The organism is Streptomyces sp. NPDC000151 (genome assembly GCF_040301705.1).
In the GTDB taxonomy this organism is placed as follows: Bacteria; Actinomycetota; Actinomycetes; order Streptomycetales; family Streptomycetaceae; genus Streptomyces.
On sequence record NZ_JBEPFC010000118.1, the window covers coordinates 1 to 23,674 of the forward strand.

Genomic DNA, 23,674 nt, shown 5'->3' on the forward strand with positions numbered 1-23,674 from the left:
GCGGAGGCGGTGAGGGCCGGGAGGCCGGCCGCGGGGAGCGCGGCGGCCATGGCGGCCAGGACGGAGCGGCGTGCGGGCATGGCGACTCTCCTGCTTCAGGAACTGTTTCAGGAACTGAACGGTGGGGTTTCCTGGGAGCGCTCTCTTGCCCGTCGAATGTTCATTGTGTGAGGACACACCGTCAAGAGGTACGGACCAACTCGCCCGCGCCCCGGGCAGGTTGACGACGCGACGGAGCCGGCCGCTGTGGGGGCGGCCGGCTCCGTCTGCGCGAGCGGTGCGGTGTTACTCCTTGCCCACTTCCCTGTTCACGGCGGCGGGCGAGTCGTAGTCGTTCTCGGGCAGCTTCTTCAGCGCGCCCATGATGTCCTTGCTCGCGCCGTGCTGCTCCGCCTGCTTGACGATTTCTTCCTTGGAGGCCGGGTAGCTGACGCCGCCCAGACACTTCTGCATTTCGATGGGGTTCACGTTGTTCTCCATGCGCTGGGGGTACCCCGGCGGCCCGGTTGTCACGGCGTGGGGATGCCGTAATCGCCCCGATGGAGCAAGAAATTCAGGCCGCCGTATAAGTGATGACGAGGACATCGCGGCGGGCGGGCCGGCCGGCGTCCACCGGCCGAATGGGGGAGACCTCGTGCAGGGTGCTGCGGTCGTCGGAGAGCAGCAGGGCCGCCGGCTCCCGCAGCGTCGCCGACAGCACTTCGCGGCCGTCGGTCGCGTACACCGTGCTCTGCCCGCCGGTGGCGTTCTCCCGGCCGATGAGCAGCGAGGTCACCAGCGTCACGCCGTCCCGGTGGCGGCCCTCGGGAGTGGGCGCTCCCTCGCCGTCGGCGGCGGCCGTCACCCGGAAGGGATGCACTTTGACCCGCCACCGCTCCGGCCTCGCCAGCGCGTCCGCCGCCTTTCCCAGAAATTCCAGCAGGGAATGCAGGACGGGGTCGGCGAGGAATGCGTGGGTCAGCGGGTCGAAATGGCGGTCCTGTGTTTCGTAGAGGTGATTGGTGCCGGTCGGCTGCAGGAAAGGGGTGTGGGGTTGCAGCGTGCGTTCGCCGGTTTCCCGGTCGATGAGGAAGTGCCCGTACCGGCGCAGTCTGCGGGTGCCGCGGGACGCCGCGTACGGGTCGGGTGACAGGTCCTCCCAGTGCGCGGCGAACCGCGCCCAGCCGCCGGCCCCGCCCGGCAGCGCGGCCCGCACGGCGGCCGGGGGCATGAGATGGGCGCCGGTGGCGGCCAGTGCCGTACGGGTGGCTTCGATGCCGGGGCCCGCGCCCGCAGGCCCGGCGGCACCGTCGGCCGTTCCGGTGCTGTCGGTGATGTGGTCCATGCGGTCCATGCGGTCCATGCGGTCCATGCGGTCCATGCGGCCATGATGTGCGGCCCGTCCGGCGGCTGCACGTCGGCGGCCGGAGGGGCGGCCGGGGGGACCGTCGTGCGGACGGACCAGGCGCTCAGTGGCGCCGGTGCAGCCGGTGCAGCTGTACCTCGCTCAGCCGGCCGTCGGCCGCCGTCGCCGTGAGGTACGTGCAGTACGGCTGGCGGCGGCGGTCCGTCGGGGAGCCGGGGTTGAGCAGCCGCAGACCACCGGGAGCGGTGGTGTCCCAGGGGATGTGGCTGTGCCCGAAGACCAGCACGTCGAGGTCGGGGTAGCGCTCGGCGCACCGGCGCTCGCGGCCCTGCGCCGCGCCGGTCTCGTGCACGACGCCGAAGCGCAGCCCGCCCAGCTCGGCGCGCGCCACCTCCGGCAGCCGGGCCCGCAGCTCCGGCCCGTCGTTGTTGCCGTACACGCCGATGAGCCGGCGGGACCGGGCCTCCAGCAGGTCCAGCGTGGCCGCGTCCACCCAGTCGCCCGCGTGCAGCACGGCGTCGGCGCGCTCGATCTCCCCGAGGAGCGGGTCCGGCAGGACCTTGGCGCGCTTGGGCAGATGGGTGTCGGCGGTCAGCAGCAGACGCACCGGGCGGCCTCCTGGACGTACGGACTGCGTACGGCCCGCGCAGGGACGGCGTACGGGCTCGTCACGGTACAGGTGGACCCCCGACCGGGGCGGTCGCATAGGCTCACCGGGCGATGAAGAACACTCAGGTGCCGCCGGCGGCCAAGGCGGACAGGTCCACCGTGCGGCGGCACAACCTCAGCCTGGTGCTGCGGGTGGTGCACGACGAGGGCGAGGTCACCCGCGCCGCGGTGGCCGCGCGCGTCGGGCTGACCAGGGCGGCGGTGTCCTCGCTGGTCGAACAGCTGATGGCGGGCGGGTTCCTGGTCGAGTCGGGCAAGACGTTCAGCGGCCAGGCGGGCCGTCCCGGCACCGTGCTGAAGGTGGCGGGCATCGGGCCCGCGGGCCTCGGCGTCGAGATCAACATCGACTACGTCTCGGTGTGCGTCGTGGACCTCGCGGGCACCGACCGGGTACGGCTGACCACCCACGTCGACAACCGGGGCGCGTCCCCCGAGGACGTGCTGGAGCGGGCTGCCCGGATCGCGGCCCGCACGCTGGAGTCGGCCGGCGAGCAGGAGCTGCGCCCGGCGGGGGTGCGGCTCGCGGTGCCGGGCCTGCTCTCCGGCGGCACCGTCCGCCAGGCCCCGAACCTGGGCTGGAACGGCGTGGCGGTGGAGGAGATGTTCGGCCGGGCGCTGTCCCGGCTGCGGCCCGCCGGCCGCCCGCTGCCGGTCGGCTCGGACAACGAGGCGAACAGCGCCGCCCTCGCCGAGCTGTGGTTCGGCGGCCTGGACCGGGTGCGCAGCTTCCTGTACCTGACGGGGGAGACCGGCGTCGGCGGCGCGCTGGTGCTCGACGGTGAACTGCTGCGCGGGGCGCACGGCTTCGCGGGCGAGATCGGGCACGTGGTGGTCGACCCCGAAGGGCCCGAGTGCCGCTGCGGCGCGCGCGGCTGCCTGGAGCAGTACGCGGGCCAGGCCGCCCTGCTGCGCAACGCCGGGCTGGAGCCGGGGCAGGGCGGCGCTCCGGCCGTGACGGAGCTGGAGCGGCGGGCCCGGCAGGGCGAGCCGCGCGCGCTGGCGGCGATCGAGGAGGCCGGGCGGCGGCTCGGGCTGGTGCTCTCCGGCGCGGTGAACCTCTTCGACCCGGACGCCGTGGTGCTGGGCGGCAGTTACCGGCTGCTGATGCCGTGGCTGGCGCCCGCCACCCACGCGGAGCTGGCCCGGCGGGTGGTGTCGGGCCTGTGGAGCGCGGACGGCGGGCGACTGCGCGCCTCGTCCTCCTCGGGCGACGCCGCGCGGGGCGCCGCCGCCCAGGTCGTACGGGAGGTACTGGCCGATCCGGTGGCGTACGCGGAGGGGCAGCCGCAGGGCTGAGCGACTGCCCCGGCCGCTCGGCCCTGCGGCTGCCCCGGCCGGTCAGCGGACCGCGAGCAGGTGCTCCATCGCGAGCTGGTCGAGGCGCTCGAAGGCCATCGAGCGCTCCGCGGCGGCGTTCACATCGAACTCCTCGTACGCGGCGCGGTCGGCCCGCAGCGCGGCGAGGCCGTCGGCGGCGGTGGGCTGCGCGAGCTCGTCCAGCCGTGAGTCGCGCAGCGCCTGCTGCACCTCGGGGTCGGCGCGGAAGGCGGCGGCCCGCTCGCGCAGGATCAGGTAGTTGCGCATGCAGTTCTTCGCCGACTCCCAGACGCCGTCGTATCCGTCGGTGCGCACCGGCTTGAAGTCGAAGTGGCGGGGCCCCGCGTACCCGGCGGTCTCCAGCAGGTCCACGAGCCAGAACGCCTGGCGCAGGTCGCCCGCGCCGAAGCGCAGGTCCTGGTCGTACTTGATGCCGTTCTGGCCGTTGAGGTCGAGGTGGAAGAGCTTGCCCGCCCACAGGGCCTGCGCGATGCCGTGCGGGAAGTTCAGGCCGGCCATCTGCTCGTGGCCGACCTCCGGGTTCACGCCGAACAGCTCGGGGCGCTCCAGCCGCTCGATGAAGGCCAGCGCGTGGCCGACGGTGGGCAGCAGGATGTCGCCGCGCGGCTCGTTCGGCTTCGGCTCGATGGCGAAGCGCAGCCCGTAACCCTGCTCGGTGACGTACTCCGCGAGCAGGTCGAAGGCTTCCTTCATGCGGTCCAGCGCGTGCCGGACGTCCTTGGCGCCGCCGGACTCCGCGCCCTCCCGGCCGCCCCACGCCACGTACGTCTCGGCGCCCAGCTCGGCCGCGAGGTCGATGTTGCGCATGGTCTTGCGCAGCGCGAAGCGGCGCACGTCGCGGTCGTTGGCGGTGAAGCCGCCGTCCTTGAAGACGGGCTGCGTGAACAGGTTCGTGGTCGCCATCGGCACCTTCATGCCGGTGGCGTCCAGCGCGGCGCGGAACCGCTTGAGGATCGCCTCGCGCTCGCCGTCCGTGGCCCCGAAGGGGATCAGGTCGTCGTCGTGGAAGGTGACGCCGTACGCGCCGAGCTCCGCCAGCCGCTCGACGGACTCCACCGGGTCCAGCGCGGGCCGGGTGGCGACGCCGAACGGGTCGATGCCGGTCCAGCCGACGGTCCACAGGCCGAACGTGAACCGGTCCTCGGGGGTGGGGGTGTAGCTCATGAGGGGCACCTCTCTTGCGTCGCACCTATTAGTAAAGCCAGAAAACAAATTAGTATGCGGCGCAGTCGCGGGGAAGACCCCACGGCGGACCGACCGGAAAAAGCGTCAGGCTCTCTAGGAGGAAACGTGCGCGGACAGCAGTGCGTGGTCATCGGGGTGGACAGCTCGACCCAGGCCACCAAGGCCGTCGTCGTCGAGGTCGAGACCGGCCGCATACAGGGGCAGGGGCGCGCCCCGCACACCGTCACCGGCAGCGACGGGGCCCGGGAGAGCGACCCGGAGGCGTGGTGGAGCGCGCTCGGCGAGGCCGTCGCCGCCGGGCTGAAGGAGTCGGGCGCCGAGCCGTCCGCCGTGGCCGGTATCGCCGTCGCGGGCCAGCAGCACGGCCTCGTCGTCCTGGACGCGGCCGGGCGGCCGCTGCGGCCCGCGCTGCTGTGGAACGACACCCGCTCGGCGCCGCAGGCCGCGGCCCTGACCGCCGCGCTCGGCGGCCCGGACGCCTGGCTCGCGCGTACCGGGTCGGAGCCGGTCGCCTCCATGACCGCCACCAAGTGGCAGTGGCTGCGGGAGCACGAGCCGGCCACCGCCGACGCCGCTGCCGCCGTCCGGCTGCCGCACGACTTCCTCACCGAACGGCTCGCCGGTACGGCCATGACCGACCCCGGCGACGCCTCGGGCACGCTCTGGTACGCCACCACGACCGGCGCCTACGACACCGCGCTCCTCGACCTCGTCGGCATGGACGCCGAGCTGCTGCCCGAGGTCGCGCCGACCGGCGCGGCGCGCGTGGGCACGCTGACCCCGGCGGCCGCCGAGACACTCGGGCTGCCCGCGGGTACCGCCGTCGCCGCGGGCACCGGCGACAACATGGCCGCCGCCGTCGGGCTCGGCCTCGGCGGCGCGGGGCTGCTCGACCACCCCGTGGTCAGCCTCGGCACCTCCGGCACCGTCTTCGCCGCCAGCCGTACCCGGCCCGCTGCCCCCGGCATCGCCGGGTTCGCCGCCGCCGACGGCACGTACCTGCCGCTCGGCTGCACCCTGAACTGCACGCTCGCCGTCGACAAGATCGCAGCGCTGCTCGGCCTGGACCGCGAGGATGCCGAGCCGGGCGGCGCGGCGGTGCTGCTGCCGTACCTCGACGGCGAACGCACCCCCGACCTGCCGCACGCCTCCGGGCTGCTCACCGGCGTCCGCCACGACACCACCCCGCGGCAACTGCTCGGCGCGGCCTACGAGGGCGCCGCCTTCACCGTGCTGCGGGCCCTGGACGAACTGCTGCGCGCCTGCGGCCTGGACCCCGCGGCACCGGAGGTGCGCGACCGCCCGCTGCGGCTGACCGGCGGCGGCGCACAGGGTCGGGTCTGGCGGGACACCGTACGGCGGCTCTCCGGCCGCCCGGTCGTCGTGCCGCACCACACCGAACTGGTCGCACTGGGCGCCGCCGCGCTGGCCGCGGCGGCGGCCACCGGCGCCGACCCCGTGGCAATCGCGGCCACTTGGGGCACGGGGGAGGGCGAACAGCTGCCGCCGCTGCCGCGCGATCAGGAGGCCTGGGACCGCATCGCGGATGTACTGGACCGGGCGGAACCGACGCTGCTGAGCTGAGCCGAAAGGGTTCGCGCCACGGGGCCGGACGGGGCGGGGGTGTGGGGTTTCGGCGGGACGCTTCCCCGGGGCGTCCCGCCGTACCCATCGGAGTGAGGTAGGGGCGGGCTATGAGGAGGCCGGGTACTCGGCCAGCAGCTCGGTAACCTCCGGCACGTCCTCGAAGTCGCGAAGCCTCTTGAGCACGACCCCGGTGCGTCCGTCGGTGCGGTCACTTGCCACGTCCGCCGACATCCGGATCATCCGGTCGGCGCAGGCGGCGGCCTCCTCCGGCTCGTTGGCGTCGGCCAGCGCCACGGCCAGCCAGGACAAGTACAGGGCCAGTTCCCGGGCGTGGGTCGCGTCGTACCGGCCCAGCACGTCCCTGAGCAGCGGCACCGTGCGCAGCGGCCGGTGCAGCTCGGTGTAGACCCGGGCCTCCATGATCTGCAGTTCCTCGGCGCTGACCCAGTACAGGCACCCGGGCTCCTCGGTGCCGGGCGTGTGCTCGGCCAGTGCCTCTCCGGCCTCGCCCAGCGCCTTCATCGCGGGCTGCGCCTGCTCCGCCTTGGTATGCGCCCAGGCCACCCGATCGAGGTACAGGGCCCGCGCCCGGGGCGGGGCGCCGGCGGCCTGGTCGGCCGCCGCACGAGCCATCGCCACCGCCTTCACGGGGTCCCTGACATTGGAAGTCTGGTAGGCCAGCGAGCCCAACAGGTGCCCGCCAGGGTCGAGTCACCAGCCTGGTGCGCCGCCGACAGCCCCAGCCGGTAGATCCGTTCGGCGTCCTCGTGCCGACCGGCGTCCGAGGCGATCCAGCCCGCGATCTGGGCGAGCTCCCCGATCGCCGACAGCAGCTGACGTCCGATCTCCTCGGTGAACGTGGATTCCCTGTAGAGAGTGACCGCCGACCGCAGTTCCCGGACCGCCCGGCCGATCAGGTCGCGGCCGTAGACCACGTCATCGGCCAGCCGCAGTCCGTGCACCCGGCCGTTCAGGTCGGCGACCGTGCTGGCCCCTAGCCGGCGCCCCTGTCGAACGTTGAGTGGCGCCAGCGGATCGCCCTCGGGCAGGAAGTCGTCGACGGTCGGTGTGGGAGCGGGCAGCTCGGTATGGCCTACCGTCGTCGCCCGCTCCAGCACTTCGACGTCCAGTCGGAAGACGGCTGCCAGGAACGGCAGTCACTGAGCTTTTTCCAACCTCAGGTTGAGGCGTGACGAAGGGCGGGGATGGTCTTCACGGTGGCGCTGACTCGGTTGGTGCTACAGCGGAGTTTCCGCAGGAGGCGCCAGCCCTTCAGGGCGGCCATGGCTTGCTCGCCGAGGCAGCGGATCCTGGCGTGGGTGCTGTTATGCCGACGTTGCCGCAGCTTGAGATGCAGGCTGCGGAAGGGCCCCCGGGATGATGCCGTCGCCGCCTTGATACGCCTTGTCCGCCCAGCACTTCACCTCCGCGTCGCGGGGGCGTAGTCGCCGGCAGTCCCCATGTCGTGGCGAGCGCCGGGAACGGTGGGTGAGGCCCACAGCAGCCGACCTGCCGCATAGGTGATTACCTGCCACGCCGAGCTGGGCTCGTCGGACATGGCGGCGCCGACCCGGCTGAGAGCTACCGTGGAGCTGCGCACCGACCGGTGACCGGTCGGCGCGGGCCCGGTCTACCGGTTCGCGGCTTCGCGAGAGGCGATCCGGTTCGTGTGACTGACCGCGCGGCCCACCGCGTTGCGCACCGCGAGGCCCGGCCGGGTGCGGGGCACCATGAGCCTGGAGAGCGGACCGACGCGTCGCTGCCGCGGGCCTACCTCACGGCGGAGCCGCGACTCGTAGGCGGCGAAGGCGCGGGCGTGATCACCGGGATGGGCGGCGAGTTCTTCTGCGAGGGCGTACGCGCCCGCCATCGCCATGCTGGACCCGTCACCCAGCAGGGCTGTCGCCGCCGCCGCGTCCCCGAGCAGGACGACCCGTCCGCGGGACCACGAGGGCATCCGGAGGGTGGTCAGGGGGTCGAAGAACGGAGCCGGGTGGTCGAGGAAGGCTGCCACGAGTTCCGGTGCCCGCCACCGCACGTCGGCGTAGGCGTCGGCCACGGTCTGCTTGTGAAGGTCGATGTTCTTGCGGTCGTGGGGCGCCGGCTGTGCGGCCCGGAAGGTGAAGATCGCGAGCGGGGTGGTCCGCGAGGGGTGGAGGACCAGCATCCGGTTCGGCGCGGTCAGCATCGTCATCTCGGTCGGGTCCTCGATGGCGTCGGGTTCCAGCGGGACGGTCGCGCCGTACAGGCCCAGGTCGCTCGCGAACTGCCGCTCGGGCCCGAATACCAGGCGCCGTACGGTGGAGTGCATCCCGTCGGTACCGACTACCAAGTCGAAGCGCCGTGGCGCGGACCGCCGGAAGGTGACGTCCACCCCGCCTTCATCCTGGTCGAGAGCGGTGACCGTGTCGTCGAACAAGAACTCGGCCTCGGCCTGCGCCGACCGGTGGAGCACCTCGGACAGGTCGGCTCGGGTCACCTCGACCGTCGGCGCCTTGTCCGAGGTGAGCGGGAGTTGCAGGATTCGCCTGCCGCCGGGGTCGAGCAGGGTCAGCGACCGATTGCGGGTGGCGAGCTCGCGGAGCTGCGGGAGGATGCCCATGCGCTCGGCGACCGGGATCGCGGGCCCCTTCACGACGATCGCGCTACCACCGGAGCGCAGCTGCCGGGCGTGTTCGACGACCGTCGGCCGGTATCCATTCCGGGAGAGCCAGTACGCGAGTGCGGGCCCTGCGATTCCGGCACCGACTATCAGCACCTCGGGCTTCTTCATGACGATGACCTCTCGGAATGTCGATGACCAGGTCCCCGGCGAGTGCCCTGCCGGGTCTGCGGGAGCGGCGGCACGGGCGGTGCAACCGGACCCAGGTACGATCAATTTCGTACCTCAGGGAAGCACGCCCTTCAGGTACGATGCAAGTCGTACTTGAAGGAGGTGCCGCGTGGCCGGGAGGAACCTGGACGGCCCGGAGGCCGATGCACTCGATCTGGGTGCGGTGTTTCGTGCCCTCGCCGACGAGCACCGTCGTTCGGTGATGACGGAGTTGGCCACCGACCGCAGCGACAGCGAGCGGGGCTGCAACTCGTTCGATCTTCCGATCTCGAAGCAGACCCAGACCCACCACTTCCGGGTCCTGCGCGAGGCAGGTCTCATTGACGAGATCGACTACGGCAACCGCAAGGGCATCCGACTACGACGCGCGGACATCGAGAAGAGATTCCCCGGGCTCCTCGCGCTCCTGGGAGCAGGGCCCCCGGCCGATACCGCTCCTCGCTGAGCACAGCTGAGCACACCGGAGGGGAGTCCGATTCGGCCCTGAGCCGCGAGTTCGACCGAATCCAGCTCGCGCCCGGCTCGCAGGTAGCCGGGCACGACGCGGGCACGAAGGGGATCGGTGTCGCTTCGACCACCGTCCCGCGCTCGTGATCGGCGCCGAGCACTTCCGCGCGCGCTCCCTCACGCCACCACCCACTGAGGTTTCCTCAACCTGCGTGCGGAGCGGGGCCACTGGGGTGAGGGCGGGGTCCGGGCGTAGAGAAGCTCCTGGTAGACGGGTGCGTGTCGAGTCCAAGCCATCCTGCCAGGAGCTTCCGCATGCTCGTCTACCCTGCCGGGGTCGATCTGTCCACCTCCGCTCTGCGCTTCCTCGCCCGTGAGCTGACCGCACGTCGACTTGCGCAAGGGACACGATGGCGCCGGCTGGCCGCCGGACGACAGGCGCTGCTCGTGCTGGCTCATCTACGATGCGGCCATACCTACGCCCAGCTCGCCGCCGGCTTCGGCGTGGGCACCACCACTGCCTACCGGTACATCACCGAGGCCGTCGACATCCTGGCCGCTCTGGCTCCAACCCTCGCCGAGGCGGTGAGGACAGCCTCCGGCAAGGCGTTCGTGATCCTGGACGGTACGTTGCTGCCGATCGACCGGATCGCCGCCGACCGACCCTTCTACTCCGGGAAACATAAGAAGCACGGCGTGAACGTGCAGGTGATCGCCGACCCGGCGGGACGGTTGCTGTGGGCCTCGCCCGCGCTGCCCGGATCTGTCCACGACATCAAGGCCGCGCGAACTCACGGCATCATCGGTGCGCTGGCAGGGACCGGAGTGGAATGCTGGGCCGACAAGGACTACCGGGGCGCCGCCGGCACCGTGCGAGTTCCCTACTGGGGGCGCTGGGAGACTCTCTCCCCTGGTCAGCGGGCCGTCAACTGCTCACACGCGAAGATCCGTGCACTCGTCGAACAGGCCATGGCCACCCTCAAAACCTGGCGGCTCATGCGCAAACTGCGATGCTCTACCAGCCGTATCACCAGCCTCGTCCAGGCCGTCCTCACGCTGCACCTGACATGCTCAAACTGAGGTTGGAAAAGGCTCAGTCCCTGAGGGTCCGCCGTCCGGTCTCCCACCGGTAGACGTGCTGGCGGTCCAGCGTGGGCACCCCCCCTGCCCCCTGGTTCAGCTTCCGGGCAAGCTCCGCCTGCCGCGCTCCCGGCGCAGTCTTCGGATCATCGGCCCGATCGGTTCCCCGCCACTCATACCCTCAGTGTGGATTACGGGAAAGGGCTACAAGAAGGCACTCTGCGTCACGGCCTCGTCGGCAGTTGACTGATGGGAAAGGATCACGCCCCAGACGGGACTCAGGTCATGAACGAGATCAAGACGCTGCTCAGCCACGGGAAGCTGCCATACCCGATCGGCACGCTGGTCGAGGACACCGAGATCGAGGACACCGGCCGGCTGGTCGGCGTGCTGGAGGAGCATTCCCGGGAGACCCAGCAGCTGGTCGCCCGCCGGGCGTTTATGCGGCCGGTCGGGGGCGGCCGGGAATGGGAGGTCCCGGCTGAGCGCATCCGGCCGGTGGAGGACCAGTCGTGAACGCGCCGGTCCGGTTGGCGGCGCTGGCTCAGCGGGGCGACGTGATTGGTTGGGCAGGCCGCTGGCACACCGTTGAACACGTCCGCACGGTCCGCCTGGCGACCGGCGGTCTGGCTATCGTCCTGACCTGGAAGGACGGCGGCTCGGCCCGCATGACCGCCGGGGAAATGTTGCTGCTGGGCGACCGTCCCACCTGACCTGCTCTTACCTGCGCTCCGTCCAACGTTCCCTAGATGGGGCGCAATTGTGTCCGCTTCCGCCCGCCTTGCGTGATAGTCGAGTCAGCGAGCCATTCTGTTGGCTCGGTGCACCTGAGCATTCCGTGGCATTCGACCCGGATATTCAGGACTTGTGACGCAGGAGCCGAGTAGGGCAGCTGTTCAGTAAGACAGCCTCCTTTGACGCCGACGGTTGTGAATGCGTCGCACAGAGAACATAGACGAGGAACCTAGGAATTTTTCCGGGCGACATGAGCGTCCGGACAACTGAGAACCGTGTGTTGCGTCAGCGCAGGTGCTCGGTCCAAACCTTAAGGGGTTGGATCGAAGCTGCCTGCGCAACCGGTCCAGTCCATGACAGGAAGGCAAGGATCGGTGGACGGCAACGCCATCACCAATATTATTCTCGTCGTCGCTGGCGTGGCATCTGTGATGCTCTTCGCGACGAAGGGCATCATCGACCAAATTTGCGAGGTCCTGGACTCCGCCAGGCGGACGCGTGCAGCGTGGAACCGCTTCAGGAGGGGTGACGCACCGTCCCCGGCCCGGCAGGATCGGGAACCACCCGCCGCGTAGCCCGGCTCGGCTTGTGCCGCCCGGCGCCTGGTGGTTCTGTCGGCGGGTAATCGATGAATCGATCGGTCACAAGAGTCTCTACGGCTCGTACCAGGAGACCCCGGCTTCGGCCGCCGGGGTCTCGCTGCGTCAGCGGGCGGTGTCGGCGGGCCCGATCTCGCCGGGCCGCTCGTCCGGGTTCGGCAGCAGGCGGCCCATCGCGTCCGGGTCCGACTGCATGTCCAGGGCCTTGAGTGCGGCAGCCGAGTTGAGGCGATCGCGGGCGGCCGGATCGTTGACCCGGTCGATGAAGCCGGTCGCCTTCTCCAGTTTGTGATCCGCTTCGATCTTCACGTCCAGACGGTCGGCCTGCTCGGTGATATGAGCACGAGCGCGCCGCGCGTGGACCGCCAGCGCGCCGCCGCCCACCGTGATCAGTGCACCGGTCAGTGCGGTTACCAGCGGCAGGTAGCTGATGTCGGGGTTATCCGCGTGAATCAGGGCGAGCACCCCTCCGGCCAGGAGAATGGTCGCACCACCCGCCATGAAGCAGACGCTCAGCCGGAACGTCCACTCGGCCTGCTTGAGCGATTCCTTGAGGAAGTCAAAGAAGAACCGCTGCCGCTGCTTGGCGAGGGTCTCGCCGTTGAAGTTCTGGTTGCTGCCCTGGAAATTCGCTTGGCCGGTTCCGGTGTAGACGGCATCTCCGCCGACCTGGACGATGTTCCCGGCGGTCCCACCGGCAAGGTTGATGTGGACCTCGCCCTGACGTTGCACCCTCACTCGTGGTTCAGCGTCTTCCTTTGCCTTTTCGTAGTCCTCCGCTGATACCGCGTAGCCCGCGTCGTCCATGTCGTCCCTGGACATGCTGCCCCCGTTTCCCAACCGAATCGGCGTCAACCCGGTTCAGAGTAGCGCTGGTCGGACAACTCAGGCTGGGGCGTCGCAGCGGAACCGGGGCGAGGGTGGTGCGGGCGACCGGTGCGTGGCAGGAGGGTCAGGCCACCGCGTCCCCGAACTCCCGTACCGCCTCGTCCACGATGGTCTGCAGCTGTGCGTGGTGCGCCCCGCGCCAGTACACCCGGCCGCAGGCGGTGCACTGCGCGAAGACGTCGTACGTGCGCCGCGTGCCGTGCTCCAGCCGCTCCCGCACCGACTCCTTGTCCGCGTCCTTCAGCTCGCCGTTGCACGCCGTGCAGCGCGTCCACGGGGCCAGCCGGGGCGTGAACCGGCCCAGTACGTCCCGGAGTTGCTCGCCCGGCCGGTCGCTGTAGACGAACGCGCCGGCCCACAGCTCCCGGCGGCGCAGCAGTCCGCGGTCCCGGGAGAGCAGCACGCGGCGCTGCGCGGCGGAGCGGGAGGCCAGCTCGGGATCGCCGATGTCCTCGCTCTCGTACGCCGCGTCCACGCCCAGCAGCCGCAGCCGCCGTGCGAGCGTGCCGAGATGGACGTCGAGGAGGAAGCGCAGCGGGGCGCCGGGCACCCGCTGCGGCCGCTCGACCGGCCGCACCTCGACGCTCTCCCGCTCCCGGGGCACGTACGAGACCGGCCGTTCGCGGCCGTCGACGAGCAGCGTGCCCACCTCGGTGAGCGGCACGCCGAGCGATTCGACGATGTGGCCGAGCGTGGACGACCCGTCGGTACGGAAGGCGGTGGGGCCGCCGCGCCGGGCGGCAGTGGCGAGGAGCTGCAGCTCAGGGGCGAAATCGATGGAGATCTCGGGACCGTTCACCCCCACAGCATGCCATTACGGAGCGGCGTCGGACCGGGGTTTTTCCGCCGTGCCGACGACGCGCGCGTACTGCGCCGCCAGGCCCTCCAGCAGCGCCTGCAGGCCGGTCTCGAAGGCGCCCTCGTCGACCGACCGCTGATGCTGGGCCAGCAGGTGGGCCTGGTCGAGGTGGGGGTACGTGCCGGCGTAGAGGTCCGCGTCGGTGGGGAAGCCGGCGGCGAACGAGCCGAGGGCCGAGCCGGTGATGAAGTACCGCATCGAGGCGCCGATGTGGGTGGCGTGCGCGCGCGGCCAGCCCGCCGCGACCAGCCCGCCGAAGACGGCGTCGGCCAGCCGCAGGGAGTTGGGGCGGTGCGCTGAGGGGCGCATGAGGGCCGGGACGAGGTTGGGGTGGCCGGCGAGGGCCGCGCGGTAGGAGCGGGCCCAGTCGCGCAGCGCCGTACGCCAGTCCAGGCGGCCGAACATCGACAGATCGACCTGGCCGACGACCTGGTCCACGAGCGCGTCGACCAGCTCGTCCATGGTCCGGAAATGGTTGTAGAGCGAGGGGCCCGTGACGCCGAGGACGGCCGCGAGCCGCCGGGTGGACAGGGCCTGGAGCCCCTCGTCGTCGACGATCCGCAGGGCCGCTTCCATGATGCGGTCGCGGCTGAGCAGTGGCTGGCGCGGGCGGGCCACGGCGCACCTCCTCGGCAGGGTCGACGAGACGTGGACCTTACACGGTGCGTGCCCGGACGGTCGCGGAGCAGCTCTTTTCAGCGGCGTTACGGCGGAGTAGGGTGCGAAAAACTTGCACCGCTAGTTTACGGGTAGCGGGCGCGTCGTACACAGCGTCGTACACGGCGAACAGGAGCATCCGCACATGACCACCCTGTCCCTGGCCACCATCCTCACCGAGGCCGCCCGGCGCCGCCCCGACCACCTCGCGCTCGTCGAGGGCGAGCGGCGGATCACCTTCGCGGAGCTGTGGCGGCAGGCCAGGACCCAGGCGGCGGCGCTGGTCGCGCTCGGCGTGCGGCCCGGCGACAAGGTCGCTCTGATGGCGCCGAACACCGCCGAATTCCCGCGCGCCTACTACGCGATCCTCGCCGCGGGCGCCGTCGTCGTCCCCGTACACCTGCTGCTCTCCCCGGGCGAGGTGGCGCACGTGCTGCGCGACAGCGGCGCGAAGCTGCTGCTCTGCCACGCGGACCAGGCGGCGACCGGCGGCGAGGCCGCGGCCGCCACGGACGCGCGGATGGTCACCATCGGGCCCGAGGTCCGGGTGCCCGGCGCGGACGGCCGGCTGGAGGACCTGGCGGAGACCGTCGAGCCGCTGCCCACGTACCTCACCCGCGAGGCCGAGGACCCGGCCGTGATCTTCTACACCAGCGGCACGACGGGCGTCCCGAAGGGCGCCGTGCTCACCCACCTCAGCCTGGTCATGAACGCGACCACCAACGCCTTCGACTCCCATGAGGTGCGGCCCGAAGACATCACCCTGGGCGCGCTGCCGCTCTACCACACGTTCGGACAGACGGCGAGCATGAACTCCTCCTGGCGGCGCGGCGCGACGCTCGTCCTGCAGCCGCGCTTCGACGCCGCCGCGGCGCTCGACCTGATGGTGCGCGAGGGCGTCACCACCTTCCAGGGCGTGCCGACGATGTACGTACGGCTGCTGGAGGCCGCGGGCGAGGCGGCCGAACTGCCCCGGCTGCGGCGCTGCATCTCCGGCGGCGCCTCGCTCCCGGTCCCCGTCCTGGAGAAGTTCACCGAGGTCTTCGGCGCGGAGGTGTACGAGGGGTACGGGCTCTCCGAGACGTCCCCGACCGCGGCCGTCAACCAGCCGGCCTTCGGCGCCCGCGCGGGCACGGTCGGCCACGCCATCTGGGGCGTGGACGTGGAGATCGCCGCGCCCGAGCCCGCCGACCGCGTCGACCTGCTGCCCGCGGGCGAGCTGGGCGAGGTCGTCGTGCGCGGCCACAATGTCTTCGCCGGCTACCTCGGCCGCCCCGAGGAAACCGCGGCGGCCCTCGTCGACGGATGGTTCCGCACCGGCGACCTCGGCACGAAGGACGCCGAGGGGTTCCTCCGCATCGTCGACCGCAAGAAAGACCTGATCATCCGGGGCGGCTTCAACGTCTACCCGCGCGAGGTCGAGGAGGCGCTGCTGCGCCACCCCGGCATCGCCGAGGCCGCGGTCATCGGCCTGCCGCACCCCACGCACGGCGAGGAGGTCTGCGCCGTGGTCATCCGCGACAAGCACGCGGACGCGGCGCCCACCGCGCAGGAGATCATCGGCTGGTCCAAGGAGCGGCTGGCCAAGTACAAGTACCCGCGCCGCGTCGAGTTCGTCGACGCCTACCCGCTCGGCCCCAGCCACAAGGTCCTCAAGCGCGAACTGCGCAAGCGGTTCACGGACCGGCGGGCCTAGCCTCGGATAGGCGCGCGCGGAGGCCGGCACCTGCTGGGTCTTTTCACGAGACCATCCGTATCCTGGCGGCATGAAGCGGACATCCTTTGCCCACTGGCCGTGCTCGATCGCCCGCACGATGGACCTGCTGGGCGACGTGTGGACGCCGCTGGTGCTGCGGGAGGCGTTCTACGGGATCCGGCGGTTCGACGCGTTCCAGGAGTCGTTGGGGATCGCCCGCAACACGCTGACGGACCGGCTGCGCCGGCTGGTGGACGAGGGGCTGCTGGAGAAGCGGCCGTACCAGACCGAGCCCGTGCGGTACGACTACGTCCTCAGCGAGAAGGGGCGCGACTTCTACACCGTGCTCCTGACCATGAACCGGTGGGGCGACCGCTGGCTGGCCGGTGAGCAGGGGCCGCCGATCGTCTTCCGGCACGACCCGTGCGGGCACGACAGCCACGCCGAGGTGGTCTGCGCCGACTGCGGCGAGCCGATGACGGCGGAGAACACCCATGCCCGGATGGGCCCCGGCTATCCGCCGAAGCTGGCCGAACGGCCGGACGTACGGGAGCGGTTCGGGCACTGAGCCGACTGCGCGCAGGGTCGGTGCTTGCTCTTGACAGGTAAGTCTTATTAAGCAACTTTGGAGGTCAGGACCCCAGAACGGGGTGTACTGAGGAGGCTTGCCAGGCATGGAATGGACGGGTGCGCGGTACGCGGACGGGCCGACGGCCGAAGCGGACACCTGGATAGCGGCTCCGCCGGAACACGTGTGGACCCTGGTGTCCGACGTCGAGCGGATGCCGGAGCTGAGCGCCGAACTGCGGTCGGCGCAGTGGCTGGACGGCGCGTCGGGGCCGGCCCTCGGCGCCCGCTTCACCGGCCACAGCGCGCACGAGTCGCTGGGGAAGTGGCAGACCACCTCGCACGTCGTGGAGTGCGACCCGCCACGGGCCTTCGCCTGGGCCGTCGCGGACCCCGAAAACCCCTCCGCCACCTGGCGGTTCACCCTCGCCCCCGAGGACGGCGGCACCCGGCTGCGGCAGTGGGTCCGGCTGGGACCCGGCCGCTCGGGGCTCTCGTACGCCATCGAGCGGATGCCGGAGAAGGAGCAGAAGATCGTCTTCGTACGGCTGCGGGAGTTCGAGCGGAACATCACCGCCACGCTCGGCGCGCTCAAGGCGCTGGCCGAGGGCGCGGACCCGGGCGCTGGTACCGGCGCCGACGCCGGCGCCGGAACGGCGGGTGCCTGATGCGTACCGCGACGACGATCGAGGCGTCCGGCGGCCCCTGGCCGGAGCTGGTGGACTATGTCACCGAGGCCGAGAAGCTGGGCGTGGACATCTGCTGGGTGGCCGAGGCCTGGGGCTCCGAGGCGCCGTCCCCGCTCGGGTACCTCGCCGCGCGCACCGACCGCATGCTGCTCGGCTCGGGCATCATCCAGCTCGGCACCCGTACGCCGATGGCCATCGCCCGCGCGGCGATCACTCTCGCGCAGATCTCCGAAGGCCGCTTCCTGCTCGGGCTCGGCCCGTCCGGGCCGCAGGTGATCGAGGGGCTGCACGGCGTACCGTTCGCCCGGCCGCTCACCCGTATGCGGGAGACCGTCGAGATCGTGCGGCAGGCCGCGTCCGGCGAGAAGGTCGCGTACGAGGGGCGGGAGTTCACGATCCCGCTGCCGGGCGGCGACGCCCGGCCGATGCGTCTCTCCACGCGCGCCGAGCACGACATCCCGGTCTACCTGGCCACCCTCTCGCCGAAGATGCTCCGGCTGACCGGCGAGCTCGCCGACGGCTGGCTGGGCACGTCCTTCGTCCCCGAAGGCGCCAAGGAAGCGTACTTCGACCACCTGGACGCGGGGCTCGCCGCCGCCGGGCGCACCCGCGCGGGGCTCGACATCTGCCAGGGCGCCGAGGTGGCGTTCGCCGACGACGAGGACGCGCTGCGCGCGATGGTGGCCGGGCGGAAGAAGGAGCTGGCCTTCAGCCTCGGCGGCATGGGCTCGGCCAGCACGAACTTCTACAACCGCGCCTACAGCCGCCAGGGCTGGGCGGAGGTCGCCGCGGCCGTACGGGAACGCTGGCAGGCCGGCGACCGGGAGGGCGCCGCCGGGCTGGTCACCGACGAGATGGTGCTCGGCACGACGCTCATCGGGACGGTGGACATGGTCCGCGCGCGGCTGCGCGTGTGGCAGGCGGCGGGCGTCGACACCGTACGGCTGTACCCCGCGGGCGACACCCTCGACGCCCGCCTCAGCACCCTCGGCCGCGCCCTGGACCTCGTACGGGAGGTGACGGACGAGCGGTGACGCTCAGAGCCCGGGTCCGCACCCCACCGACGCTCAGAAGCCCACGGTCCCGTCGATGCCCTCGCGGAGGAAGTCGGCGTGGCCGTTGTGGCGGGCGTACTCGTGGATGAGGTGCACCATGACGAGGCGGAGCGAGACGTCCTCGCCCCAGCGCGCGAAGTGGCCGGTCACGTCGAGCGAGGGCGCCGCCGCTTCGATGCGCCGGGCGTGCGCGACCTCGGCCTCCCAGGCCGCGAACGCCTCGGACCGGGTGGCGCCGCTCGCGTCGTATGCGACCTGGCGGTCTCCCTCGGGTGACCAGACCAAGGGGATGTCCTCGGCGTTGATCACCTGGCGGAACCAGGTGCGCTCCACCTCCGCCATGTGCCGTACCAGGCCGAGCAGCGTGAGCGTGGACGGCGGCATGGAGTGGCGGCGCAGCTCCTCGTCGGTCAGCCCCTCGCACTTCATCGCGAGCGTGGCGCGGTGGAAGTCGAGGAAGCCGCGGAGCGTCTCCCGCTCCCCGCCCCGCAGCGGCGGCATGACGCGGTCGTCCTTCGCGGCCGACTCTCCGGCTGACTGTCCGGCTGACTGTCCGGTGGTCACTGGCGGTCCCTTCCCCATGCGCCGCCCGGGCGGCGGCGCCTCCGGGTGAGGCTAGCCCGCCGCCGGGTCCACCGCCGGGGATTCCTCGGCGCGCTTGCCCAGCGCGCTGTGCCGGCGCCCGTAACCGAAGTACAGCGCGAGGCCGACCGCGAGCCAGACCAGGAAGCCGATCCAGGTGATGACCTGGAGGTTGAGCATCAGGTAGAGGCAGCAGAGGAGCGAGATCAGCGGGATGACGGGCACCCAGGGCGTCCGGAACGCGCGGGGCAGGTCGGGGGCCGTGCGCCGGAGGACCAGCACGCTCGCGGAGACCGCGGCGAAGGCGAACAGCGTGCCGATGTTGACCATCTCGGCGAGCAGATCGAACTTCAGGAACGCGGCCAGGCACGCCATGATGACGCCCAGCACCCACAGGTTGATCTTGGGCGTGCCGTGCTTCGGGTCCACCTTGCACAGCGCCTTCGGCAGCAGCCCGTCGCGGGCCATCGCGAAGACGACCCGGCTCTGGGAGCGGAAGCAGATCAGGCTCACGGCGGTCAGGCCGACCACCGCGCCCACGCTGATGACCGTGGCGAAGCCCGGGTGCCCCTTGGCCGTGAAGGCGTCCGCGAGCGGCGCCTGCACCGACAGCTTCGAGTAGTGCTGCATGCCGGTGACCACCAGGCACACCGCGACGTACAGCACGGTGACGATGATCAGCGAGGCGATGATGCCGATCGGCAGGTCGCGCTGCGGCTTGCGGGTCTCCTCGGCGGTGGTGGCGACCATGTCGAAGCCGATGTACGCGAAGAAGACCATGGCGGCCGCGCTCAGGATGCCGGCCACGCCGAACGCGGTCGGGGTGATGCCGGTGAGCACCTGCAGCAGCGGGGCCTGCAGCCCGGAGACCTTGCCGGTCGGCTGGGCGTCGGGCACGAAGGGGTGGTAGTTCGCGGTGTCGATGAGGAACGCGCCCGCGACGATCACCAGCAGCACGATGGCGAGCTTGACCGCGACGAGCACGTTGGTGACGCCCTTGGAGAGCTTGCCGCCCGCGATGAGCACCCCGGTCAGTACGAGGATGAGCAGCGCGGCCGGCAGGTTCATCACCGAGCCGTCGCCCCCGCTCACCGCCGCGGGCAGGTGCACGCCGATGCCGTTGAGCATGGAGCTCAGATAGCCGGACCAGCCGACCGCGACCACCGAGGTGGCCAGCGTCAGTTCCAGGCTCAGCGCCCAGCCGATGATCCAGGCGGGCAGCTCGCCGAGCGAGGTGTACGAGTAGGAGTACGCGGACCCGGCGACCGGCACCGAGGACGCGAATTCCGCGTAACACAGGGCCGCGCAGCCGCAGACCGCGGCGGCGACGACGAAGGAGAGCGCCACGGCGGGGCCCGCCATGTTGCGGGCCACCGTGCCGGTCAGTACGAAGATTCCGGTGCCGAGAATGACACCCACCCCGAGGATCGTGAGATCCAGCGCGGAAAGATCACGGCGAAGGCGCTGCTCGCCTTCTCCGCGAGCCTCCTTCATCGCGCGTTCCAGGGGCTTTTTTCGTAGCAGACTCACGGTGTTTATCCGAACTCTCAGGGTTACCCGGGAACAATGGGTGGTGTTCCCGACCAGGGAGTGTCGGACAACCGCGCAGCTCACCGCAACGCGACGTCCCGGTGTCTCACATCGTGATACATCTTGTCCGTCCCGGTATTTCCCCGGTCACATCACCGTACCGATATGCCACGGCACGAATTCCTCCTCGCCGTATTCCATCGATTCGCTCTTCGTCGGCTCGCCCGAGGCGACCGCGAGGATGCGTTCGAAAATGACCTGCCCCGTTTCCTCGACGGTGGTGGTGCCGTCAATGATGGAGCCGGCGTTGATGTCCATGTCGTCGGCCATGTGGTCGTACAGCGGGGTGTTGGTGGCGAGCTTCAGGCTCGGCACGGGGGCGCAGCCGAAGGCCGAGCCGCGTCCGGTGGTGAAGCAGACCACGTTCGCGCCGCCCGCGACGATGCCGGTCACCGAGACCGGGTCGTAGCCGGGGGTGTCCATGAAGACGAAGCCCTTGCCGGTGACGGGCGCCGCGTAGTCGACCACATCGGCGAGGGCCGTCGTGCCGCCCTTGGCTACCGCGCCGAGCGATTTCTCCAGGATGGTGGTGAGGCCGCCCGCCTTGTTGCCGGGGGAGGGGTTGTTGTCCATCGACCCGCCGTTCTTCGCGGTGTACTCGCGCCACCACGCGATCCGCGCCAGCAGCTTCTCGCCGACCTCCTTGGTGGCGGCGCGGCGCACGAGCAGGTGCTCCGTGCCGTAGATCTCCGGGGTCTCGCCGACGACGCCGGTGCCGCCGTGCCGGACCAGCCGGTCGACCGCGTTGCCGAGCGCGGGGTTGGCGGTGATGCCGGAATACGAGTCGGAGCCGCCGCAGTTCGTGCCGAGGATCAGCTCGCTCGCCGGCACGGTCGTCCGGCGGGCCCGGTCGGCGGCCGGCAGCATGGCGGTCAGCCGCTCGACGCCGGCCGCCACGGTCTTCTTCGTACCGCCGAGCTCCTGGATCGTGCTCGCGAAGACCGGCAGGTCCGCGCGGAGCGGCAGCCCGTCGGTCAGCGCCGCGATCTGGTTGTCCTCGCAGCCCAGCCCGAGGAGCAGGAAGCCGGCGAAGTTCGGGTGCGTCAGGTAGCCGCGCATCACGCGCCTCAGTACCTCGATGCCCTCGCCGTCCGCCGCCAGCCCGCAGCCCTGGCCGTGGGTGAGCGCCACGACGCCGTCGATGTGGTCGAAGTCGTCCAGGACGCCGGAGTACCGCATCCGTGCGGCGATCTGTTTGGCGGCGGTGGCCGAGCAGTTGACGCTGGTGAGGATCCCCAGGTAGTTCCGGGTGCCGACCGAGCCGTCGGCGCGCACGTACCCCTGGAAGGTGGCGCGCTCGGACTCGGGGAGCAGGTCCGCAGGGCGGGCGTCCACGGAGAACTCGTAGGCGCGCTCGAACTCCCGGTACTCCAGGTTGTGCAGGTGGACATGGTCGCCGGGCGCGATGTCCGCCGCCGCGAAGCCGATGACCTGGCCGTACCGCAGGACGGGCGCGCCCCGGCGGACGGCCCGCAGCGCGATCTTGTGCCCGCGCGCGACATCGTCCCGCAGCAGTACGGTCTCGCCGCCCGCGTCGACGGTGGTGCCCGCAGGGGTGTCGGCCGCCGCGACCGCGACGTCGTCCTCGGGCTGGAGGCGGAGGGCACGGGCGGCTGCGGGCGGGACCAGGACCATGAGCACCTCGATACAGCCGGGGCGCAGGGGTGTCAATGACGCCTACAGCTCTGACGTGTCTTCAGGTACCCCCGCCCACCCGCTCATTGACGCCGCTCAGAAGGCCGCTCTACGCTCCCGCTCAACAGGTCGGACAACGTTCGATATCTCGAACATGGCGAACGTGATCAGAGAGGCTCCCATGCTGACGACGCCCCTGAGCGGTGTGATCCCCGTCGTCCCGACGGTCTTCGACGACGAGGAGGAGCTGGACCTCGCCGGGCTGGCCCGGGTCGTCGACTACCTCATCGACGGCGGCGCCGACGCGCTGTGCGTCCTCGCCAACTACTCCGAGCAGTTCTCGCTGACGGACGAGGAACGCGACCAGGTGTGCCGTACGGTCCTGGAACGCACCGCGGGGCGCGTCCCCACGGTCGTGACGACCAGCCACTACAGCGCCCGCGTCGCCGCCCGCCGCAGCCGCGAGGCGCAGGCGATGGGCGCCGACATGATCATGCTGATGCCGCCGTTCTTCGGCGCCACGATGGCGGTCCCCGAGGCGGCGCTGACGGACTACTTCACGACCGTGGCCGCCGCCACGGACCTCCCGCTCATGGTCCAGGACGCCCCCATGTCCACCACGCCGCTGGCCGTCGGCGTCCTCGTCCACCTGATCAAGGAGGTGCCGCAGCTGCGGTACGCCAAGATCGAGACGCCGGGCGCCGCCGACAAGCTCCGTACCCTCATCGCCGCGGTCGGCGACCGGCTGGAGGGCCCGTTCGACGGCGAGGAGGCCGTCACGCTCATACCGGACCTGGACGCCGGCGCGGTCGGCACGATGTCCAGCTCGACCGTGCCCGACCGGCTCGGCCGGATCGTGCGGCGGTACCGCGCGGGCGACCGGGCCGGCGCGGTCGCGGACTGGGAGGAGCTGCTGCCGCTGATCCACTACGAGAACCGCCAGTGCGGGCTGCGCGCGCAGAAGATCCTCATGGCCGAGGGCGGCATCATCGCCTCCGACCGCACCCGCGCCCCCTTCGGCCCGGTGCCGCCCGCGACCCGCGCAGGCCTCCTCGAACTGGCCCGCCGCCACGACCCGTTGGTACTGCGCTGGGCGCGCTGAGCGGCCGCGGACCGGGGCCTGTACTCAGCCGGAGGCGGTCCCGTCGGACGGGGTCCCGTCGGCCGGGGTCCTGTCGGCCGGGGTCCTGTCGGCCGGGGTCCTGTCGGCCGGGGTCCTGTTGGACGGGGTCCCGTCGGGGGCGGTCCCGCCGGTCGTGGCGCCGGGGGACCGCAGCGGCCGTACCGGGAGGTCGGCGACCAGCCGGCCGTCCTGGTCCTCCACCAGCAGGGACTTGATGGCGTCGCGGGCCATCGCGGTCATCATGCGGGTACGGGCGCCGGGACCGGGCGCGGTGAGGCTGCCGGCGGGCATCCGGTGCCCGTCGGCGTCGGCCGTCATCATCCGGTACGTCCGGCCGGGGGTGAGCCCGGACAGGGACACCGGTACCTCGGTACCCCACGGACGCGGGATCATCAGCCCCTCGCGGGCCACCGTGACGACGTCCACCGGGCCGCTGTCCCGCTCGTGCACGGCCACCGGCACGAGGACCGCGACGGCGGCCAGCACGGCGGCGGCCGCGAGGACGGCGATGCGGC

General features: G+C 71.5%; 22 protein-coding genes and 2 pseudogenes. 11 read left to right on the forward strand and 13 right to left on the reverse strand.

The annotated features are described in order from the left end of the window. Positions 1-285: 285 nt before the first annotated feature. The 3 genes from ABT381_RS26565 to ABT381_RS26575 form a co-directional block, all read right to left on the reverse strand. A complete protein-coding gene (locus ABT381_RS26565) occupies positions 286-480 on the reverse strand; it encodes a DUF2795 domain-containing protein (protein ID WP_351599090.1) in 195 nt (64 codons plus the stop codon). 73 nt (positions 481-553) lie between these two features. Beyond that, on the reverse strand, positions 554-1,360 hold the full coding sequence (locus tag ABT381_RS26570) for a 2OG-Fe dioxygenase family protein (RefSeq protein WP_351599091.1): 807 nt from the start codon (positions 1,358-1,360) through the stop codon (positions 554-556). Between the two features lie 88 nt (positions 1,361-1,448). Further along, a complete protein-coding gene (locus tag ABT381_RS26575; RefSeq protein WP_351599092.1) occupies positions 1,449-1,952 on the reverse strand; it encodes a metallophosphoesterase family protein in 504 nt (167 codons plus the stop codon). 113 nt (positions 1,953-2,065) lie between these two features. On the opposite strand from ABT381_RS26575, the gene ABT381_RS26580 reads away from it, so the two are divergent. After that, positions 2,066-3,310 carry an ROK family protein gene (locus ABT381_RS26580; protein ID WP_351599093.1) on the forward strand — a complete coding sequence of 415 codons (1,245 nt, stop codon included), beginning with the start codon at positions 2,066-2,068 and terminating at the stop codon, positions 3,308-3,310. 42 nt (positions 3,311-3,352) lie between these two features. Here ABT381_RS26580 and xylA read toward each other — a convergent pair whose 3' ends face one another. After that, complete coding sequence (gene xylA / locus ABT381_RS26585; protein ID WP_351599094.1) at positions 3,353-4,516, reverse strand: xylose isomerase; 1,164 nt, start codon at positions 4,514-4,516, stop codon at positions 3,353-3,355. A 126-nt stretch (positions 4,517-4,642) separates the two neighbouring features. Between xylA and xylB the strand changes: the two genes are divergently transcribed. Further along, on the forward strand, positions 4,643-6,121 hold the full coding sequence (gene xylB, locus ABT381_RS26590; protein ID WP_351599095.1) for a xylulokinase: 1,479 nt from the start codon (positions 4,643-4,645) through the stop codon (positions 6,119-6,121). 108 nt (positions 6,122-6,229) lie between these two features. Here the strand turns inward: xylB and ABT381_RS35905 are convergent. Then, positions 6,230-7,242, reverse strand: a pseudogene (locus tag ABT381_RS35905) (NsdA family TPR-like regulatory protein). Between the two features lie 512 nt (positions 7,243-7,754). Continuing rightward, positions 7,755-8,897, reverse strand: a complete 1,143-nt coding sequence (locus tag ABT381_RS26605) for an FAD-dependent monooxygenase (RefSeq protein ID WP_351599098.1) — start codon at positions 8,895-8,897, stop codon at positions 7,755-7,757. 169 nt (positions 8,898-9,066) lie between these two features. Here ABT381_RS26605 and ABT381_RS26610 point away from each other — a divergent pair, with 169 nt between their 5' ends. The 4 genes from ABT381_RS26610 to ABT381_RS26625 all read left to right on the forward strand — a co-directional run bounded on the left by ABT381_RS26610 (position 9,067) and on the right by ABT381_RS26625 (position 11,197). Then, a complete protein-coding gene (locus ABT381_RS26610) occupies positions 9,067-9,402 on the forward strand; it encodes an ArsR/SmtB family transcription factor (protein WP_030023269.1) in 336 nt (111 codons plus the stop codon). Between the two features lie 317 nt (positions 9,403-9,719). Then, positions 9,720-10,484 carry a transposase family protein gene (locus tag ABT381_RS26615; RefSeq protein WP_351599099.1) on the forward strand — a complete coding sequence of 255 codons (765 nt, stop codon included), beginning with the start codon at positions 9,720-9,722 and terminating at the stop codon, positions 10,482-10,484. 285 nt (positions 10,485-10,769) lie between these two features. Further along, positions 10,770-11,000, forward strand: a complete 231-nt coding sequence (locus tag ABT381_RS26620) for a hypothetical protein (protein WP_351599100.1) — start codon at positions 10,770-10,772, stop codon at positions 10,998-11,000. After that, a complete protein-coding gene (locus ABT381_RS26625) occupies positions 10,997-11,197 on the forward strand; it encodes a hypothetical protein (protein WP_351599101.1) in 201 nt (66 codons plus the stop codon). Before ABT381_RS26620 ends, ABT381_RS26625 begins: the two co-directional genes overlap by 4 nt. A gap of 726 nt (positions 11,198-11,923) precedes the next feature. Here ABT381_RS26625 and ABT381_RS26630 read toward each other — a convergent pair. The 3 genes from ABT381_RS26630 to ABT381_RS26640 form a co-directional block, all read right to left on the reverse strand. Next, complete coding sequence (locus tag ABT381_RS26630) at positions 11,924-12,640, reverse strand: TRADD-N-associated membrane domain-containing protein (RefSeq protein ID WP_351599102.1); 717 nt, start codon at positions 12,638-12,640, stop codon at positions 11,924-11,926. A 130-nt stretch (positions 12,641-12,770) separates the two neighbouring features. Then, the gene (locus ABT381_RS26635; RefSeq protein WP_351599103.1) at positions 12,771-13,505 is read right to left on the reverse strand and encodes a Mut7-C RNAse domain-containing protein; all 735 of its coding nucleotides are present in this window, start codon (positions 13,503-13,505) and stop codon (positions 12,771-12,773) included. Positions 13,506-13,520: 15 nt separating this feature from the next. After that, positions 13,521-14,183 (reverse strand): TetR/AcrR family transcriptional regulator, encoded by a 663-nt coding sequence (locus ABT381_RS26640; RefSeq protein WP_351599104.1) that lies wholly within the window; start codon positions 14,181-14,183, stop codon positions 13,521-13,523. 184 nt (positions 14,184-14,367) lie between these two features. Between ABT381_RS26640 and ABT381_RS26645 the strand changes: the two genes are divergently transcribed. The 4 genes from ABT381_RS26645 (at position 14,368) to ABT381_RS26660 (ending at position 18,208) form a co-directional block, all read left to right on the forward strand. After that, positions 14,368-15,918 carry a long-chain-fatty-acid--CoA ligase gene (locus tag ABT381_RS26645; protein WP_351599105.1) on the forward strand — a complete coding sequence of 517 codons (1,551 nt, stop codon included), beginning with the start codon at positions 14,368-14,370 and terminating at the stop codon, positions 15,916-15,918. A 70-nt stretch (positions 15,919-15,988) separates the two neighbouring features. Continuing rightward, complete coding sequence (locus ABT381_RS26650) at positions 15,989-16,486, forward strand: winged helix-turn-helix transcriptional regulator (protein ID WP_351599106.1); 498 nt, start codon at positions 15,989-15,991, stop codon at positions 16,484-16,486. A gap of 106 nt (positions 16,487-16,592) precedes the next feature. After that, positions 16,593-17,153: an SRPBCC family protein gene (locus tag ABT381_RS26655; protein WP_351599107.1), complete on the forward strand. Its 561-nt coding sequence runs from the start codon at positions 16,593-16,595 to the stop codon at positions 17,151-17,153. Beyond that, positions 17,153-18,208 carry an LLM class flavin-dependent oxidoreductase gene (locus tag ABT381_RS26660; protein WP_351599108.1) on the forward strand — a complete coding sequence of 352 codons (1,056 nt, stop codon included), beginning with the start codon at positions 17,153-17,155 and terminating at the stop codon, positions 18,206-18,208. The genes ABT381_RS26655 and ABT381_RS26660 overlap by 1 nt, the downstream gene beginning before the upstream one ends. A 33-nt stretch (positions 18,209-18,241) precedes the next feature. Here the strand turns inward: ABT381_RS26660 and ABT381_RS26665 are convergent, their stop codons facing one another. From ABT381_RS26665 to ABT381_RS26675, 3 genes are all read right to left on the reverse strand, one after another. Continuing rightward, positions 18,242-18,730: a DinB family protein gene (locus ABT381_RS26665; RefSeq protein WP_351599109.1), complete on the reverse strand. Its 489-nt coding sequence runs from the start codon at positions 18,728-18,730 to the stop codon at positions 18,242-18,244. Between the two features lie 114 nt (positions 18,731-18,844). Next, positions 18,845-20,305, reverse strand: a complete 1,461-nt coding sequence (locus tag ABT381_RS26670; RefSeq protein WP_351599110.1) for an amino acid permease — start codon at positions 20,303-20,305, stop codon at positions 18,845-18,847. Positions 20,306-20,488: 183 nt separating this feature from the next. Further along, positions 20,489-22,036: a UxaA family hydrolase gene (locus ABT381_RS26675; protein WP_351599111.1), complete on the reverse strand. Its 1,548-nt coding sequence runs from the start codon at positions 22,034-22,036 to the stop codon at positions 20,489-20,491. Between the two features lie 181 nt (positions 22,037-22,217). On the opposite strand from ABT381_RS26675, the gene ABT381_RS26680 reads away from it, so the two are divergent. Then, a complete protein-coding gene (locus ABT381_RS26680; protein ID WP_351599112.1) occupies positions 22,218-23,138 on the forward strand; it encodes a dihydrodipicolinate synthase family protein in 921 nt (306 codons plus the stop codon). Positions 23,139-23,162: 24 nt separating this feature from the next. Here the strand turns inward: ABT381_RS26680 and ABT381_RS26685 are convergent. Continuing rightward, a pseudogene (locus ABT381_RS26685) lies at positions 23,163-23,674 on the reverse strand (hypothetical protein); the annotation flags it as partial.

What these genes read in the sequence shown, in the direction of transcription:
- ABT381_RS26580 (WP_351599093.1), top strand. Translation starts at nt 2,066, where the DNA reads ATGAAGAACACTCAGGTGCCGCCGGCGGCCAAGGCGGACAGGTCCACC.
- xylA (WP_351599094.1), bottom strand. Translation starts at nt 4,516, where the DNA reads ATGAGCTACACCCCCACCCCCGAGGACCGGTTCACGTTCGGCCTGTGG.
- ABT381_RS26630 (WP_351599102.1), bottom strand. Translation starts at nt 12,640, where the DNA reads ATGTCCAGGGACGACATGGACGACGCGGGCTACGCGGTATCAGCGGAG.
- ABT381_RS26650 (WP_351599106.1), top strand. Translation starts at nt 15,989, where the DNA reads ATGAAGCGGACATCCTTTGCCCACTGGCCGTGCTCGATCGCCCGCACG.
- ABT381_RS26605 (WP_351599098.1), bottom strand. Translation starts at nt 8,897, where the DNA reads ATGAAGAAGCCCGAGGTGCTGATAGTCGGTGCCGGAATCGCAGGGCCC.
- ABT381_RS26675 (WP_351599111.1), bottom strand. Translation starts at nt 22,036, where the DNA reads ATGGTCCTGGTCCCGCCCGCAGCCGCCCGTGCCCTCCGCCTCCAGCCC.
- ABT381_RS26670 (WP_351599110.1), bottom strand. Translation starts at nt 20,305, where the DNA reads ATGAAGGAGGCTCGCGGAGAAGGCGAGCAGCGCCTTCGCCGTGATCTT.
- ABT381_RS26660 (WP_351599108.1), top strand. Translation starts at nt 17,153, where the DNA reads ATGCGTACCGCGACGACGATCGAGGCGTCCGGCGGCCCCTGGCCGGAG.
- ABT381_RS26615 (WP_351599099.1), top strand. Translation starts at nt 9,720, where the DNA reads ATGCTCGTCTACCCTGCCGGGGTCGATCTGTCCACCTCCGCTCTGCGC.
- ABT381_RS26570 (WP_351599091.1), bottom strand. Translation starts at nt 1,360, where the DNA reads ATGGACCGCATGGACCGCATGGACCGCATGGACCGCATGGACCACATC.
- ABT381_RS26645 (WP_351599105.1), top strand. Translation starts at nt 14,368, where the DNA reads ATGACCACCCTGTCCCTGGCCACCATCCTCACCGAGGCCGCCCGGCGC.
- ABT381_RS26620 (WP_351599100.1), top strand. Translation starts at nt 10,770, where the DNA reads ATGAACGAGATCAAGACGCTGCTCAGCCACGGGAAGCTGCCATACCCG.
- ABT381_RS26655 (WP_351599107.1), top strand. Translation starts at nt 16,593, where the DNA reads ATGGAATGGACGGGTGCGCGGTACGCGGACGGGCCGACGGCCGAAGCG.
- ABT381_RS26565 (WP_351599090.1), bottom strand. Translation starts at nt 480, where the DNA reads ATGGAGAACAACGTGAACCCCATCGAAATGCAGAAGTGTCTGGGCGGC.
- ABT381_RS26665 (WP_351599109.1), bottom strand. Translation starts at nt 18,730, where the DNA reads ATGCCGCCGCTGCGGGGCGGGGAGCGGGAGACGCTCCGCGGCTTCCTC.
- ABT381_RS26680 (WP_351599112.1), top strand. Translation starts at nt 22,218, where the DNA reads ATGCTGACGACGCCCCTGAGCGGTGTGATCCCCGTCGTCCCGACGGTC.